We start from the raw sequence: 14,863 nt of genomic DNA, 5'->3' as shown, positions 1-14,863 counted from the left end.
CATTAATGCAGTACTGTTAAAACTGAATACAATCTTCAGGGTAGGGTGTAATTCCCAACCGGCGGTAAAGCCCGCGAGCTTAAAGAATATCATTTTAGGTTTTTTTAAGCAGATTCGGTGAAATTCCGAAGCCGACAGTAATTTGTGCATTGTTTATATGCATTTAATCAGTCTGGATGAAAGAAGATGGTGACGACTATGTGTCTTTTAGATGCCCTGAAGTAATATCTCAGGGTATTTTTATTTTGTAAAGGAGAGTCGTGATGTATAAAAAAAGGTATGCAACAGCATATATAACCAAAATTGCCATATTGTCCGCAATGGCTGCCGTGCTTATGTTTTTGGAGTTTCCCATTCCATTTATGCCCCCGTTTTTAAAGATGGATTTAAGTGAAATACCCGTACTTCTGGCAGCTTTTTCATTAGGCCCTGCAAGTGCCGTTATAATTGAATTGATAAAAAATCTTATACACGTACTTACAACTCAGACAGCAGGCATAGGCGAGCTGGCAAATTTTCTGGTAGGCATTGCCTTTGCAGTACCTGCCGGTATAATTTACAAGCGTTTCATGAACAGGAAGGGAGCGGGCATTGCCCTTTCGGTAGGAAGCCTTTCCATGGTGCTTTTTGCATCTGTTTTTAACTATTTTGTCCTGCTCCCCCTATATGCCGCAGTCCTCAATTTCCCTATTGATGCCGTCGTAGGCTTAGGCAGAAGCGTAAATGGCTATATTGTGGATGTAAAAACCTTTATCGCCTTCGGAATAGCGCCGTTTAATCTCATAAAGGGTATCATGGTTTCAATAATCGTCGCTTTAGTATACAAAAAGCTTTCTCCCCTTCTGCATAAAAATTCAAAGGAAGAACTCTCAGCTTAGGCTGGGAGTCCTTCTCTTAAGAGAAGATGAGCATGAAATGCTAATGAGCTTTGGAAATTATAGAGCAGGTACGGCTGCCCCTGCCTTCCATTATGTCTTTAAAGCAGACTACAAGGACTGTTTCGGTAGTTTTAACATGTATGCTTCCTATATCCACACCCTTTTCCATAAGTGCTGCGGCAAGGTCTTTTTTTATTCTATCAGCAGGTACATAATGTAAGCTGCTATGTATTTTGGGCTTTTGTCTGAAAAACATGCTCCTTCCCCCCGTCTGAAATTATTTGCAGCAAAACCGATATATATAGGATGCGATAAAGATTTTACAAACATAGAGGATATAATTGCTTACAGAAATTTTTAATAGCAACAAAAAGACGCCTTGCGGGGAAATGTCTCACGGGTATGTCATCAGGCGCTTTTCTTAGATGTATTCCTTACAGGTCAAAAAAATTTCTTCCATCAAATTATATCCTCCATGTAAAATCTTTATCGCTACATATATAGATTTAGCACTAATTAAGCCATGTCATTATATTAATAATTTTACATCATTTCCCTGTGAATGTATAATATTTTTGTATAATAAAAAGGCTCCAAGTTTTCCGGAGCCTTTTTATTATACAAAATCATCACCCTATTTTCACCTTTTTATCGAGGGCCTTGCCAAGACTGTACCATGAGTCTCTCAGCTTAAAGCGTATGTCCTCATCCACGGTTCTTTCTATTACATCATTAAAATTCTTACGCATTTCATGAAGCTCTTTAATATTGAACTCCGAGCTTTCAAGCATCTTTTCCATCTGCTCAACCCATTCCTTTAAATGCTCTGCACCTATAAATTCTTCCGGCACTTTCTTCTTTAAATGCGAAATAACAAGTTTTACAGCTTTCTTTTTTACGTCCATATCTGTTTGTATTCTCTTCACAGTTCCCTTTGGCATCCTAATCACTCCTTACAGCAAAATATTTAAATATACCGAAGAATATAAATATAACAAACTATAAAATATCCCAGAATTTGGAAAGCTCTGCTTTGCTATGAAATATATATACACAATCTATAATATTTTCTAATTACAACATATTATAGCATAGTATTAATGAAATATCCATAAGGTATAAGCATCAAAAAACCTCTCCCGGCTTTCATCGGAAGAGGCTTCAATTGATAATAGAATCACAATAAGCTTCAATAAACAACCAGTTGCTTGCCTTTTAGCTTATCCTTATCTATACTGTCCTCCTTACCGCTTGGAAGCGTTACCGTGTCAGGATTTCCATCACTTATATACTGCTCGCCCTCCGAAATATTTTCCAGCCACCATTCCAAATCCGCGTCCACAGTTTTAATTCCTGCCGCTCGTACCCTTGGAAGGCTCATTAAATCAAGCTTTTTACTGACAGGAGACGGCGCGGGATTTGCACCGACCAGCAATATACACTTGTTTTCATAGGCCACTCCGTCATACTCTCCCTTTATAACATATTGCTTAAGCTCCTTCTTTGCACTGCGCCCTAAAGGAAGTGCAAGACTTTCCATTTTGTAGCCCGGAACAGATTCTAGCAAAGCCTTCTGATTTCCTCCCACCTCTTCCATTATTCCCCGGGAGCTGTCTATGGATCTCAAATTACTGTGGTTTAATGTATGATTTCCTATTTCAAAGCCTTTGTCAATGAGATAGCTCAGTCTTTCGGAAATTGTTCCCTTTCCTGAAAATGTGCTACCGCCCAGATTGACGTAAAACGTAGCCTTAAATCCAAAATCAGGATGCTTTTTATTAAATTCCTCCATTACTCCCACCGCAGATTTTCTGTTCGCCACAAGCCTTCCATTCTCCTCAATCAGATTGAACTGCCCCGCACTGCCGTCATCAAAGGTAAATACCATGGGAATACAGCCCGCAGGAACATCAATGTTGTTTTCAATATAGTCCTTCATGCTTATCAGACGGTAGCCCCTGCCGTACAAATCCTCTAAAAGCTTCTCAAACAATGCAAAGGTTGTGGTGTATTCCTTATCCCCGGATTTGTATTCCTCCACAAAGTTATGAAACATAACAACCATAATCTTTCCCGACTCATTTGGCTTTACCTTGGAAAGGTCAATTGGCTCCTCCCCTCCCTTAGCATCGCCGCCTGTAGAGGCCTCGTCACCACTGCTGCCTTGCTGAACACCCTGAGTCACAGAAGGAGCTGTAGATGCTTGATTTTCCACTTCTGTTTTAGTGTTGCTATCTTGAAATTTAGTATTTCCCGCACATCCCGAAAGCAAAAAAGCCATGGAAAAAGCTAAGATAACCCCCGCTGCTGCCTTTTTCATTTAAACACCCCGTCTTAAATATTATTGATTCCCCTATTGCTCGGCTCTTCCGTTTTTATGTAAGCAATCAGTAAGTCTTTTGGCAGAAATATATTCTTCCCCCCAAGACATATTTTAATTATAGCAAAATTCTACATTATTACATATTAAAAAAAAGTAAAATAAAAAAAAACTACATAGCTCTATGTAGGGGACAGCTTAAAGAAGAAAAAACCTCTAATTTTATTATTTGATGCACAGGGTATAATATCTATAATGCCCTGCACACTATTTTTAGAAGTGATCACTTTAAAAACCGCTTTCGTGACAGTTAAATCAGGACAAGCTTGTATCTGAAAAGGTCTGCGTATACCTCTCTTTACAAGCTCAAAGAGCTGATAGCCTCAGCTTTTGAAGATTATATTATTCAAGCCTCATTACGTTAAATAATAAAAAGTCCTTTATTTCACTCCGGGAGGATATACATTGCAGCGTGCAATCCGTCCCAATCCGTAAGGCTTTTCTTCTATAGCCGTCCCTTTTTCTACATTATACTACATATATCCGCAAAGGTTCAAATGCAATTTATGGCTTTATTCAGGCTATAATTGGGGATTTACAAAATAAAGCTCCATGGCAGCCATTTATATCTATATAGTTTAGGTTTTTACATATCGGATAACGGAGGATGTAAAATAATATCCTCCATAATAATTTCTACTCTAACTATAAAAGCATGTATACCTGTAGAAGGCGCTTGTGATTTTAGTTAGCTTAAATTATATCTCGGTCACGCATTCCGGGGAAATTATTATTCCGGAAATTATTTTACGTCCTTTTTAGATAGTCTGTATCCTAATTTATATAGCGATCAATGGAGCCAAATCGCTATTGCATGAATTTAAAATAAATAATTCTGTAAATTTTTCCGATATAAAGATAAGCAGCAGTGTTTTACAAGGATGAACAGTAATATATGCAAGGAGGCATTTTTATGAAAATTGCAAGCTCGGGAATTTCCATGACAGGGCAATCGGCTCTGGTCGAAGTAAACTCAAAGGAAGAGACTCTAAGAGCGTGGATAGGGAATGAAAGGCCCGATTTTGAAGGCCAAAAATCCGCCGCTCCGCCGCCACAACAGCCCCAAACAGACACTTTGGAGCTTTCACAGGCTGGCAAGGCCTTTATGGAGGAGCATAAGGCTTCAATCACAGAGGCCGACACCGGTAAAGACATTCTGTTTGCCATTTCGGACAAGGATATGCAAAAGCTCCGGTTAATTCACGATATGGTTAAGCTGCTTACCGGCAAAAGGCTGAAATTTTATCTGCCTGTGAAAATTAAAGCTCCTTCCGGCAATGAGTTGCCACCGGATTTGAGGGGCGGGGGTGTGCGGCTGTCTCCCCTGCAGGGGTGGGGACTTGAGTACAGCTATAATGAATTTAACTATGAAAAGGAGAAAATGGATTTCTCTGCCCAGGGAGCTATAAAAACCGCCGATGGAAGGGAAATAAATTTCTCAGTACAGCTAAGCATGAGCAGAGAGTTTATGTCACAGAAAAGCATAAGCATACGGGCAGGAGATGCGGCGAGAGTTGACCCTCTTATAATTAACTTAAACAACAACGCACCCTCCCTGACCGATACAAAATTCAGCTTCGATCTGGACTGTAACGGCAAGCCGGACCAAATTTCCTTTTTGTCCTCCGGCAGCGGGTTTCTTGCATTGGATATAAACAATGACGGTATTATAAATGACGGCAGCGAGCTTTTTGGGCCCAGCTCAGGAAACGGCTTCTCCGAGCTGTCCAAATATGACAGCGACAATAACAACTGGATCGACGAAAATGATGATATTTATGACAGGCTGCGCATATGGACAAAGGATGAAAACGGGAATGATATTCTTTTTGCTCTGGGTGAAAAGGGTATAGGGGCGATATACCTTGGAAATATCGACACCGATTTCAGCATAAAAAGCGCCTCAAGCAACGAGCTGCAGGGGCAAATAAGAAAAACGGGAATTTACGTTAATGAAAGCGGGTCTGTGGGAACGATCCAGCACATAGATCTGGCGATTTAGAAAATTGATGCAAAACCTATGCGGAACGCCACGGGGGGCGTCAGACTGTGTGAAAACGCTGAACCTGCGAGAAAAATTGCAGCCCGCCACCGCTGCGGCATCATGGGGTACGGTTCCTCCGCTTTCCCTTCGGTCCTTCGCTACGCTGCGGAAGCGGACGAATCCGTCCCCAAGATTCCTCCGCTACATTTTTGCAAGAATTATAGCTTGAAATTTCACTCAAAATAATTTTCACACAGTCTGCCGTTCCGTACGATTAGAAGCCTCTCCCTTACAGCACCTTCTGCAAAAATGATTTTGTTCTTTCATTGCGGGGATTTGAGAATATGTTATGTGGTGTGTCCTCCTCCAGTATTTCTCCCCTGTCCATGAATAACACCCTGTTTGCAACCTCTTTTGCAAAGCCCATTTCATGAGTGACAACAATCATTGTCATCCCTTCCCTTGCAAGGTCCTTCATAACCTCAAGCACCTCTCCCACCAGCTCAGGATCAAGCGCTGAGGTTGGCTCGTCAAACAGCATTATTTTAGGCTTCATTGCAAGAGCTCTCGCTATAGCCACTCTTTGCTGCTGCCCGCCCGACAGTCTGGAGGGATATTCGTCGCGCTTATCCTCAAGTCCAACTTTTTTTAAAAGCTCTAAGGCGTATTTTACAGCCTCTTCCTTAGCAAGCTTCTTTACGGTAACAGGTGCCTCTATAATGTTTTCAAGCACAGTCATATGCGGAAAAAGGTTAAACCTTTGAAATACCATTCCAAGCTCTGTACATATCTCCGAAACCCTCTTGTGGGATATCTTAAGCTGATCCCTGCCGCCAACCCTCTCGTCCACCAGCTCGCCTTCAATATACACCCTTCCCGCGGTTATCCTTTCAAGGTGGTTTAAGCACCTTAAAATGGTGCTTTTGCCCGAGCCGCTCGGCCCGATTATACACACCACCTCGCCCTTGGTGACCTGAAAGTTTATATTCTTAAGTACCTCCAGAGTTCCGAAGGATTTTGCCACATTCTCCATTTTTACCATCATCCTTGCGTCCCCCTATTCATACACAGAATATTTTTTCTCAAACTTTTCAAACACATAGGTAAAAACTGTTGTCATTATTAAATACAATACCATTGCGGGAATATATATTATAGCGTTAGACTCTCTTGCAGAAACTTGCGTAGTCACCTTCATGAGCTCCGTCATACCTATGATGGACACCAGTGACGAGTCCTTCAAAAGAGCAATCAGCTCATTTCCAACAGGAGGTATCAGCCTCCTGTACGACTGAGGCACAATTATCCTTTTCATAGCCTGTCCATAACTCATTCCAAGCGCCTTGGCAGCCTCCATCTGTCCCTTGTCTATGGACTGTATTGCCGCTCTGATGATCTCGGCAAGGTAAGCCGCAGAATTAAGGCTTAACGCCAGGAGAGCGGGTATCCACTGTCCGGGAAGCGTCAAACTTTTATGAATAAGAGGTAATGCGTAGTAAATAAAAAACAACTGCATCAAAAGCGGTGTTCCTCTGAACAGCCATATATAAGTCCAGCAAACCTTGTCAACCATTTTATTTTTAGACAGCCTCCCAAGTGCCAGAAAAAGCCCCAGTACTGCACCGAAGCAAACCGAGATTATTGTCAATAAAACAGTGTTTAAGGCTCCCTCAAGAAGAGCAGGCATGTACCCCATCATTTTAGTAAGCAAATCCAAATTTAACACTCCCCATATTTATGCTTTTACATAGCAAGGTGCCGCGCTGTGACTCTGTAAGCTCCGGCAGTACGGCACCTTGCCTTTAAATAATTCTATTCCAAATTCTTTGTAACATCCTCGCCGAACCACTTTTCGGAAATGGTCTTCATTGTTCCGTCGGCCTGCATTTCGTCAATTATCTTATTTACCTTGTCTCTAAGCTCAGTGTCCTTTTTAGGAAAGCATATGGCTATAGGCTCAGCCTCCTCACTCTCCCACGCAAGTAGATACTTGCCCTCGTTGTTTGAAAGGTAGTATTTTGCCACTACTATGTCAACCATAATGGCTTCTATTCTTCCCGCGTCCAGATCCATAAATGGCTGCGTTACCAGAGGATACGCACTGAGATTTGCCTCGTCAAGCTTGAGGGTGTCCTTGCAAAATTCCTCGGAGGTGGTACCCGCCTGAAAGCCCACCTTTTTGCCCTTTAAATCATCCGGGGACTTTATAGAGGTATTGTCCTTTAAAGTAACTATAACCTGCTTGTTTGCTATATAGGGCTTTGTAAGAGAATGCTCCGCGAGCCTGCTTTCATTTATGCTTACGGAAGAAATGATAACATCGAACTTGTCGGCCTCAAGAGCCTGGAATATACCCGTCCAGTCGTTTGAAACAAACTCTACATCCTTTTTGCCCAGCCTCTTTGCCAACTCCTTTGCAACATCAGCATCAAAGCCTATTGTGGTTTTGCCGTCGGCATCCTTGTACTCCATAGGAGGGTAACTGTCGTCAACCCCTACGCGTAAAATATCGCTCTTGCCGCCTGTAGTTCCGCAGCCGCTTACGGCAAATGCCATAACCAGCATCAATGCCATTACAGCAGCAAAAATTTTCTTTCCAGACCTCATCATACAAATTCCTCCTGTTTTTGAACTTTTTATTTGGGCTTAAGCCATAAACAGTTTATGACTTTACCATGTTAAAGCAATATAGATCGTTTATCAACACAAAAAAGATCTTCTACACCGTTGTAAACAATCTATATCAAGCTTATTACTGCCAATTCTCCACAAAGCATAAAGCACGCAGGGAGTGTATTAAAATGTTATAAATATATTATATCAAAAGCCCGTATTTTACAACATTTAATATTATACATAAAAATTTATAAATATACAGCAAATATAAATTAGTTAACATAAAGCATGCACTTGCTTATTTTTACCCTAGAGGCATAAGTCTGAGTATTTAATCAATCATTAAGCTTTTTAAATATTGCATCCTTAATTTTATTGCTTACACGGATTGTGTTTGAGCCCTCATTAATCAGCGCCTGACGTATGTACTCCACCTCGGCCTCGGTAAGCACAAGCACCCTGCCCTTTTTATCCGGCTTCATTCCGTCCAGTATTTCCGAAATGCTATTCTTTGCATCCTGTATACCGGGAAAGTAGTAAACATCCAAAGCATCGTCATACACGGCACCGTTCTTTATGTATATCTCCTTTATGCCGGAAGGCTTTATGCCTGTCTGCTTCGATATGTCATCTACCCTGTACATCCCTATGTAGTCTATATAGAAGCTGCCCTCCCTCCTGCCGGATGTCCTTATAATAAAGTTTGTCTGGTTTATCATGATGAAGCGCCTCCAGAATTTATAATTTAATATAATTTATATTACGCTATTACTATAATAATACAGGTTATCGCAAACAACAATACAAATGCCTTAAATTTGTTCTCTTGTAATTTATGACAGCATAATTATATATTTAGCAATAAAGATTTTACATGGAGGATATAACTTGATGTAAGCAATTATATCCTCTATGTTTGTAAAATCTTTATTGCATCCTATATAGCTACAATTTATGCAATTGTGATATACTTTTTATAAGCTTTATGGTAGAATATTCTGTGGCAATGGGGCTCACACTGACCACGTTATGTTGGAGGCTCCTGCTTTGAACAATGGAGGTTCATTCAAGGTAGGTGTCTTTTTGTTTGCATAAAGCTGTGCGTAATTTATACTTTTTTGCCATAAATATGGTCTTTATAAAATTTAAATATATTTTATAAACACAAAACAAGGATCAAAATTATTACGAAAGGGGTCATAAAAAATGATTTACACTTCAGAAGTTGAGAAGATGTGCTGCGTTGCCAAAGGTGCCAATCATGGACCTGCACCCATCCCACAGGAAGGCAAGTGGACGCAGGCTAAGGAAATTAAAGATATATCGGGGTTAACTCACGGAATAGGCTGGTGCGCTCCCCAACAGGGCACCTGTAAATTAACCTTGAATGTCAAGGACGGTATAATACAGGAGGCTCTGGTAGAAACTGTAGGATGCTCCGGCATGACTCACTCAGCCGCTATGGCCGCTGAGATACTTCCCGGCAAAACTGTTTTGGAGGCACTGAATACAGACCTTGTATGCGATGCAATAAACACTGCCATGAGGGAGCTTTTCCTTCAGATAGCCTACGGCAGAACCCAAACGGCATTCTCTGAGGGCGGACTGCCGATAGGAGCGGGCCTTGAGGATCTTGGAAAGGGCCTTAGAAGCCAGGTAGGAACAATGTACGGAACTCTTGACAAGGGCCCGAGGTATCTTGAAATGGCAGAGGGCTATGTAACACATATCGCTCTGGATGAAGGCGGCGAAATAATAGGCTATGAGTTTGTACACCTCGGCAAAATGATGGACATGGTTAAAAAGGGCACAGATGCAAACGAGGCTTTGAAAAAAGCAACCTCGACCTACGGAAGGTTTACAGAGGCCGCAAAGGTAATAGATCCCAGACATGAATAATTTAAAGGAGGGTTAGTTAAAATGGCATTATTTGAAAGTTATGAGAGAAGAATCGGCAAAATTACAGCCGTGTTGAATGAAAACGGTATAGCTTCCATTGAGGAAGCTGGTAAAGTCTGTCAGGACGCGGGCATCGATCCCTATAATATTACAAAGGCCATACAGCCCATTTGCTTTGAAAACGCGTGCTGGGCATATGTTGTAGGCGCGGCAATAGCCATAAAAAGAGGCTGCAAAAAGGCGTATGAAGCAGCCGAGGTTATAGGCGAGGGCCTTCAGGCCTTTTGCATACCCGGCTCCGTCGCAGAAGACAGAAAGGTGGGCATAGGCCACGGAAATCTTGGAGCCATGCTTTTGAAGGAGGAAACAAAGTGCTTTGCATTCCTTGCCGGACATGAGTCCTTTGCAGCGGCCGAGGGTGCGATAGGAATAGCAAGATCGGCAAATAAGGTCAGGAATGAAGCCTTAAGGGTTATTTTAAACGGCCTTGGAAAAGACGCAGCTCAGATAATTTCCAGAATTAACGGATTTACATATGTTCAGACAAAGTTTGATTACTACACCGGCAAGCTGGAAATAGTGCGCCAGATACCTTATTCAAAGGGTGAAAGGGCAAAGGTAAATTGCTATGGCGCCGATGACGTAAGAGAGGGCGTTGCAATAATGCATCATGAGGGAGTAGATGTTTCCATAACCGGTAACTCCACAAACCCCACCAGATTCCAGCACCCTGTGGCAGGCACATACAAGAAGGAATGCTACGAGCTGGGTAAAAAATACTTCTCCGTTGCTTCAGGAGGAGGAACGGGAAGAACTCTGCATCCCGACAACATGGCGGCAGGTCCTGCTTCATACGGCATGACGGATACCATGGGAAGAATGCACTCCGACGCACAGTTCGCAGGCTCCTCCTCAGTACCCGCCCACGTTGAAATGATGGGCTTCTTAGGGATCGGAAACAATCCCATGGTTGGCGCAACGGTTGCCGTTGCGGTAGCGGTTGAAGAAGCGATGTCAAAATAACTGCTTGTTAGAGCAGACAAAGGGCATGGAGGCTTATTACTTGGCTCCGTGCCTTTTTTTGTGCCGAATTGCGGAATAAGTGATATACTCACCCCCCGGCCCCCTCTCTTTTCAAAAGAGGGGGGAGAAAGAAAACCAGTTCCCCTCTTTTGAAGAGAGAGGGGCTAGGGGTGAGTTGAGCACTTGATTTGATTTAAATGAAAAATATTATTCTATAAGTGATATACTGTGTATATACCGTTTAAAGGAGGTATTATTGTTTGAAAAATTCCAGAGATTTGCAGCAATTGCTGTACGCGATAGATGGAAGAGGGTACCCTTCGTATAAGGATATAAAAGGCCAGTACCGCTTTGAAAAGCACGTTCTTTTTATAGACCACGTCCAGGGTGACCCATTTGCCTCTCCCACAAGAGCCCATGTAGCGGTATCGAGGAGGGAGGCGGGCTTTCCCCCGGAGCTTTTGGATTCAAAGCATAAGCTCATTGCAGCCGCGGATTTTTTAACCAGAGTATTTAGAAGCAATATAAGACGGTTTTACAACGGTGTGGACGGCTCGGGCAAAAGCGGTGTTTTAAATATTGACTTCTGCGGTCAGGAAATGCTCCCCAGAACCTCGGTAGTCATAAAGGACGATATAATCGAAGCAAGGTTTGAGGTAGGGCTTCCCGCCGCAGGAAGAAGGGTTCTCGGCAGGGCGGCGGACTACATTTTCTCGTCCGCCCTTCCCAAAATTACAGAGAATTCCCTGTTCTATAAAAGTATTGACGCGATAAAGCTTAAAAGACAAATCGATCTCTTTACCGATCAGCAGCATATAAGAAGCGAGCTGCCAAAAAGAGGTCTGTCGGCATTTATAGCCAACGGCTCAATACTTCCAAGGGAAAGCGGAATATCGGACAGGCCGATGCCGGAATGCGCAGTGCCCTTTAAAAGCCCCCCCGGTCTTGAGGTGGAGTTTGTCCTTCCGAATATGGGAAGCGTAAGGGGAATGGGAATCCCCGAGGGCATAAGCCTTATTGTAGGAGGAGGGTATCACGGGAAGTCAACCCTTCTTAAAGCTCTGGAGCTTGGGGTATACAACCATATTCCCGGTGACGGAAGGGAGCTTGTTATAACAAGAGATGATGCTGTAAAAATCCGTGCAGAGGACAGGCGAAGCGTTGAAGGGGTTAATATAAGCCCCTTTATCAACAACCTTCCCAATAAAAAGGACACCGTCCGCTTTTCAACCGACAACGCCAGCGGAAGCACCTCTCAGGCATCAAATATTATGGAGGCTCTGGAAGCCGGCGCAAAGCTTATGCTTATAGATGAGGACACCTCCGCCACAAATTTCATGATCCGCGATTCGCGTATGCAAAGGCTGGTCTCAAGCGGCAAGGAGCCCATCACTCCCTTCATTGACAAGGCCAGAGAGCTGTACGAGCAGCATAGTGTTTCGTCCATCCTTGTGGTAGGGGGCTCGGGAGACTATTTCGATATATCCGATGTTGTTATTATGATGGATGAATACATACCAAGGGATGTTACAGAAGCCGCAAAAAGTATTGCGTCGGAAGGCCCGGGCAGGAAAAAGCCTGCTGGGAAAGCCCGTTTTGGAGACATAACTCCGAGAATACCGCTTAAGTCGGGGTTTAATACCCGCTCCAGAGATTCAAGAATAAAGCCCAAAGGACTTCACACCCTATTATACGGGGATTTTCAAATTGATCTGTCATATGTTGAGCAGCTTACAGACAGCAGCCAGACAAATAGCATAGCGCTGATGCTGGAATTTATGGCGGCGCATATATTAGATGACAGCCTTACACTGTCGGCTGCGGCAGATAAGCTGCTTGAGCTGGCAGAAAGGTCGGGGCTGGATGCAATATCGTCACATAACAGCTACCCGGGAAATCTGGCAATGCCCAGAAAGCATGAGCTGTGCGCCGCTATAAACCGGTTCAGAGGACTTAAGGTAAGGCTGTAAAAGAGGGGATTTACTTCTCCCCTCTTTTCACATGCCATTATAGTCTTAATCATCATAATCCATTTTTCTTATTGCCATTGTGGGACAAACAGAGGTACACTCCCCGCACCCGGTGCATTTCTCAACGTCTATTTTAGCCAGAGAGCCCTCCATGCTTATGGCTCCATAGCGGCAAGCCTTCACACAGCGTGTACAGCCTATGCACCCAACCTCACAGTTCTTTTTTGTTACAGCACCCTTGTCGCGGGATCTGCACAGCACCGAATACTTTTTCTCCTTGGGCACAATCTCAATAAGCTTTTTAGGACATGCAGCAACGCATTTACCGCAGGCGCGGCACCTGTCCTCTATAACCCTTGCAACTCCACCCGTTATTACTATGGCATTAAAGGGACATGCCGCCATACAGCTTCCATGACCTAAGCACCCATAGGCACAGGATTTATGCCCTCCAAAGAGCTGAGCCGCCGCAAAGCAGTCATTCAGCCCGCGATAGATATACTTTTCTGTGCTGACACTGCAGCGTCCGTTGCATAAAACCCTTGCAGCCACTCTCTTTACCCCGGCGGCTTCAACTCCCATTACAGCCGCAATCTTTTGTGCCGCCGCATCTCCTCCAACAGGACATCCGTTCACCTGTGCCTTGCCCTGAACCACCGCATCAGCAAAGGAGTCACAGCCTGCAAGCCCACAGGCTCCGCAGTTAGCCCCCGGAAGCACATCTCTTATCTGTACAACTCTTTCATCTATTTCCACGGCAAAAACCTTCGAAGCATATGAAAGTCCTATTCCAAGCAACGCTCCCATACCTCCCAGAACAGAAGCGGCAACTACAACCTCATACATACTCAGAACCCCCCTCCGGTTATTATTTAATCAGACCCTGAAATCCAAAAAACGCGAGAGAAACCAAAGACGCCGATATCAGCGAGATAGGAATGCCTTTTAAGGATTGCGGCACATCGGCATACTCCAGACGTTCCCTTATGCCGGCAAACAGCACTATTGCCAGCGTAAAGCCCACTCCGGCAAATATTCCGTAAAGGAATGAATTTAAAAGGTCGGATCCCTTCTGAACATTTATCAGGCATACTCCCAAAACAGCACAATTAGTTGTAATTAGAGGAAGATATACTCCCAATGCCTGATAGAGCTGCCTGCTGGTCTTTTGTATAACCATTTCCACAAACTGAACAAGGGCTGCAATGACCACTATAAAGCCTATTGTCTGAAGATATTCTATTTTAAAGCTTTTGAGAACATACTCCTGCAAAAGCCATGTCGCCCCTGAAGCAACGCCCATTACAAAAATTACCGCGGCACCCATTCCAAGGGCGGTGTTTATTTTTTTGGACACTCCCAAAAACGGACATATTCCAAGAAACCTTACCAGCACAAAATTTTCAATAAGCACAGCCGATAAAAAAGCTGTTACAATACTCTGTATCATGCCATTTCTCCTCCCTGTCCCGCCTCAAGCTTTTTGCAGTTCCCCCCGCAGCCTATGCAGCCTGAAGCCTTTATTTTCACAGAAGTAAGCCTGTTTACCAGACCTATTATTATTCCAAACGTCAGAAATCCTCCCGGCGGAAGAATCATTGCAAGGGCAGGGCTTGCTTCAGCCCCAAACAACTGTACCCCGAAAAAGCTTCCGTTCCCCAATATCTCCCTGACGCCGCCCATAACCACAAGAGCAGCGGTAAAGCCTATTCCCATACCCAGACCGTCGGCAATTGCGGCAACAGGCTTATTTTTTGCGGCAAAGGCTTCCGCTCTGGCAAGTATTATGCAATTAACCACAATAAGGGGAATAAATATTCCCAGTGCCTTGTCTATGGCAGGCAGATAAGCCTTTAAGAGCATCTGCACAATAGTAACAAAGCCTGCGATAATAGTTACATACGCAGGAATTCTTACTTTTTGAGGTATGAACTTCCTAAGAAGTGAAACAGCTAAATTTGATCCTATAAGGACAGCCGCTGTGGAAGCACCCATACCAAGCCCATTTGCCGCAGAGGTAGTCACGGCCAGTGCGGGACACATCCCCAGTACCAGCCGGAGGCTGGGATTCTCATCAATTATTCCGTTTTTCAATATTTTAAAAAGACTCATC

The 14,863-nt window shown here is 43.5% G+C and carries 15 protein-coding genes and 1 riboswitch; of the genes, 5 read left to right on the top strand and 10 right to left on the bottom strand.

Features of this window, described 5'->3' with window-relative positions:
• Positions 1-27: 27 nt before the first annotated feature.
• A riboswitch (FMN riboswitch) is annotated at positions 28-192 on the top strand.
• A gap of 71 nt (positions 193-263) precedes the next feature.
• Positions 264-878: an ECF transporter S component gene (locus DFR58_RS10705; protein WP_114297844.1), complete on the top strand. Its 615-nt coding sequence runs from the start codon at positions 264-266 to the stop codon at positions 876-878.
• A 40-nt stretch (positions 879-918) separates the two neighbouring features.
• On the opposite strand, the gene DFR58_RS10700 is transcribed toward DFR58_RS10705, so the two are convergent.
• The 3 genes from DFR58_RS10700 to DFR58_RS10690 form a co-directional block, all read right to left on the bottom strand.
• Positions 919-1,134, bottom strand: a complete 216-nt coding sequence (locus DFR58_RS10700) for a hypothetical protein (RefSeq protein ID WP_114297843.1) — start codon at positions 1,132-1,134, stop codon at positions 919-921.
• Positions 1,135-1,507: 373 nt separating this feature from the next.
• Positions 1,508-1,819: a hypothetical protein gene (locus tag DFR58_RS10695; RefSeq protein WP_114297842.1), complete on the bottom strand. Its 312-nt coding sequence runs from the start codon at positions 1,817-1,819 to the stop codon at positions 1,508-1,510.
• Positions 1,820-2,067: 248 nt separating this feature from the next.
• Positions 2,068-3,198 carry a polysaccharide deacetylase family protein gene (locus DFR58_RS10690; RefSeq protein ID WP_242987554.1) on the bottom strand — a complete coding sequence of 377 codons (1,131 nt, stop codon included), beginning with the start codon at positions 3,196-3,198 and terminating at the stop codon, positions 2,068-2,070.
• A 973-nt stretch (positions 3,199-4,171) separates the two neighbouring features.
• Here DFR58_RS10690 and DFR58_RS10685 point away from each other — a divergent pair.
• Positions 4,172-5,260, top strand: coding sequence for a hypothetical protein (locus DFR58_RS10685; protein ID WP_114297841.1), 1,089 nt, complete (start codon positions 4,172-4,174; stop codon positions 5,258-5,260).
• Positions 5,261-5,531: 271 nt separating this feature from the next.
• On the opposite strand, the gene DFR58_RS10680 is transcribed toward DFR58_RS10685, so the two are convergent.
• The 4 genes from DFR58_RS10680 to DFR58_RS10665 form a co-directional block, all read right to left on the bottom strand.
• Positions 5,532-6,284: an amino acid ABC transporter ATP-binding protein gene (locus tag DFR58_RS10680; RefSeq protein WP_147273172.1), complete on the bottom strand. Its 753-nt coding sequence runs from the start codon at positions 6,282-6,284 to the stop codon at positions 5,532-5,534.
• Positions 6,285-6,299: 15 nt separating this feature from the next.
• Complete coding sequence (locus DFR58_RS10675; protein WP_341457398.1) at positions 6,300-6,968, bottom strand: amino acid ABC transporter permease; 669 nt, start codon at positions 6,966-6,968, stop codon at positions 6,300-6,302.
• A gap of 86 nt (positions 6,969-7,054) precedes the next feature.
• Positions 7,055-7,852, bottom strand: a complete 798-nt coding sequence (locus tag DFR58_RS10670) for a substrate-binding periplasmic protein (RefSeq protein ID WP_114297839.1) — start codon at positions 7,850-7,852, stop codon at positions 7,055-7,057.
• 341 nt (positions 7,853-8,193) lie between these two features.
• Positions 8,194-8,577, bottom strand: coding sequence for a hypothetical protein (locus DFR58_RS10665; protein WP_114297838.1), 384 nt, complete (start codon positions 8,575-8,577; stop codon positions 8,194-8,196).
• A gap of 487 nt (positions 8,578-9,064) precedes the next feature.
• On the opposite strand from DFR58_RS10665, the gene DFR58_RS10660 reads away from it, so the two are divergent.
• The 3 genes from DFR58_RS10660 to DFR58_RS10650 all read left to right on the top strand — a co-directional run bounded on the left by DFR58_RS10660 (position 9,065) and on the right by DFR58_RS10650 (position 12,750).
• Positions 9,065-9,757 (top strand): iron-sulfur cluster assembly scaffold protein, encoded by a 693-nt coding sequence (locus tag DFR58_RS10660; RefSeq protein WP_114297837.1) that lies wholly within the window; start codon positions 9,065-9,067, stop codon positions 9,755-9,757.
• Positions 9,758-9,778: 21 nt separating this feature from the next.
• Positions 9,779-10,780 carry a GGGtGRT protein gene (locus tag DFR58_RS10655; protein ID WP_114297836.1) on the top strand — a complete coding sequence of 334 codons (1,002 nt, stop codon included), beginning with the start codon at positions 9,779-9,781 and terminating at the stop codon, positions 10,778-10,780.
• Positions 10,781-11,040: 260 nt separating this feature from the next.
• Positions 11,041-12,750, top strand: a complete 1,710-nt coding sequence (locus tag DFR58_RS10650) for an ABC-ATPase domain-containing protein (protein ID WP_114297835.1) — start codon at positions 11,041-11,043, stop codon at positions 12,748-12,750.
• 45 nt (positions 12,751-12,795) lie between these two features.
• On the opposite strand, the gene DFR58_RS10645 is transcribed toward DFR58_RS10650, so the two are convergent.
• Genes DFR58_RS10645 through rsxE form a run of 3 tightly spaced genes read right to left on the bottom strand, consistent with a single transcriptional unit; the run spans position 12,796 to position 14,862 of the window.
• Positions 12,796-13,596: an RnfABCDGE type electron transport complex subunit B gene (locus DFR58_RS10645; RefSeq protein ID WP_114297834.1), complete on the bottom strand. Its 801-nt coding sequence runs from the start codon at positions 13,594-13,596 to the stop codon at positions 12,796-12,798.
• A gap of 22 nt (positions 13,597-13,618) precedes the next feature.
• Positions 13,619-14,200 (bottom strand): electron transport complex subunit RsxA, encoded by a 582-nt coding sequence (rsxA, locus tag DFR58_RS10640; RefSeq protein WP_114297833.1) that lies wholly within the window; start codon positions 14,198-14,200, stop codon positions 13,619-13,621.
• The gene (rsxE, locus tag DFR58_RS10635) at positions 14,197-14,862 is read right to left on the bottom strand and encodes an electron transport complex subunit RsxE (protein ID WP_114297832.1); all 666 of its coding nucleotides are present in this window, start codon (positions 14,860-14,862) and stop codon (positions 14,197-14,199) included. The genes rsxA and rsxE overlap by 4 nt, the downstream gene beginning before the upstream one ends.
• Between the last annotated feature and the right edge of the window lies 1 nt (position 14,863).

The organism is Anaerobacterium chartisolvens, assembly GCF_003337415.1.
GTDB classification, from domain to species: Bacteria; Bacillota; Clostridia; order Acetivibrionales; family DSM-27016; genus Anaerobacterium; species Anaerobacterium chartisolvens.
This window is presented reverse-complemented; position numbering and strand designations above follow the sequence as displayed.

Coding starts and splice junctions, on each gene's coding strand:
- DFR58_RS10705 (WP_114297844.1), top strand. CDS start 264: ATGTATAAAAAAAGGTATGCAACAGCATATATAACCAAAATTGCCATA.
- DFR58_RS10700 (WP_114297843.1), bottom strand. CDS start 1,134: ATGTTTTTCAGACAAAAGCCCAAAATACATAGCAGCTTACATTATGTA.
- DFR58_RS10695 (WP_114297842.1), bottom strand. CDS start 1,819: ATGCCAAAGGGAACTGTGAAGAGAATACAAACAGATATGGACGTAAAA.
- DFR58_RS10690 (WP_242987554.1), bottom strand. CDS start 3,198: ATGAAAAAGGCAGCAGCGGGGGTTATCTTAGCTTTTTCCATGGCTTTT.
- DFR58_RS10685 (WP_114297841.1), top strand. CDS start 4,172: ATGAAAATTGCAAGCTCGGGAATTTCCATGACAGGGCAATCGGCTCTG.
- DFR58_RS10680 (WP_147273172.1), bottom strand. CDS start 6,284: ATGGTAAAAATGGAGAATGTGGCAAAATCCTTCGGAACTCTGGAGGTA.
- DFR58_RS10670 (WP_114297839.1), bottom strand. CDS start 7,852: ATGATGAGGTCTGGAAAGAAAATTTTTGCTGCTGTAATGGCATTGATG.
- DFR58_RS10665 (WP_114297838.1), bottom strand. CDS start 8,577: ATGATAAACCAGACAAACTTTATTATAAGGACATCCGGCAGGAGGGAG.
- DFR58_RS10660 (WP_114297837.1), top strand. CDS start 9,065: ATGATTTACACTTCAGAAGTTGAGAAGATGTGCTGCGTTGCCAAAGGT.
- DFR58_RS10655 (WP_114297836.1), top strand. CDS start 9,779: ATGGCATTATTTGAAAGTTATGAGAGAAGAATCGGCAAAATTACAGCC.
- DFR58_RS10645 (WP_114297834.1), bottom strand. CDS start 13,596: ATGTATGAGGTTGTAGTTGCCGCTTCTGTTCTGGGAGGTATGGGAGCG.
- rsxA (WP_114297833.1), bottom strand. CDS start 14,200: ATGATACAGAGTATTGTAACAGCTTTTTTATCGGCTGTGCTTATTGAA.
- rsxE (WP_114297832.1), bottom strand. CDS start 14,862: ATGAGTCTTTTTAAAATATTGAAAAACGGAATAATTGATGAGAATCCC.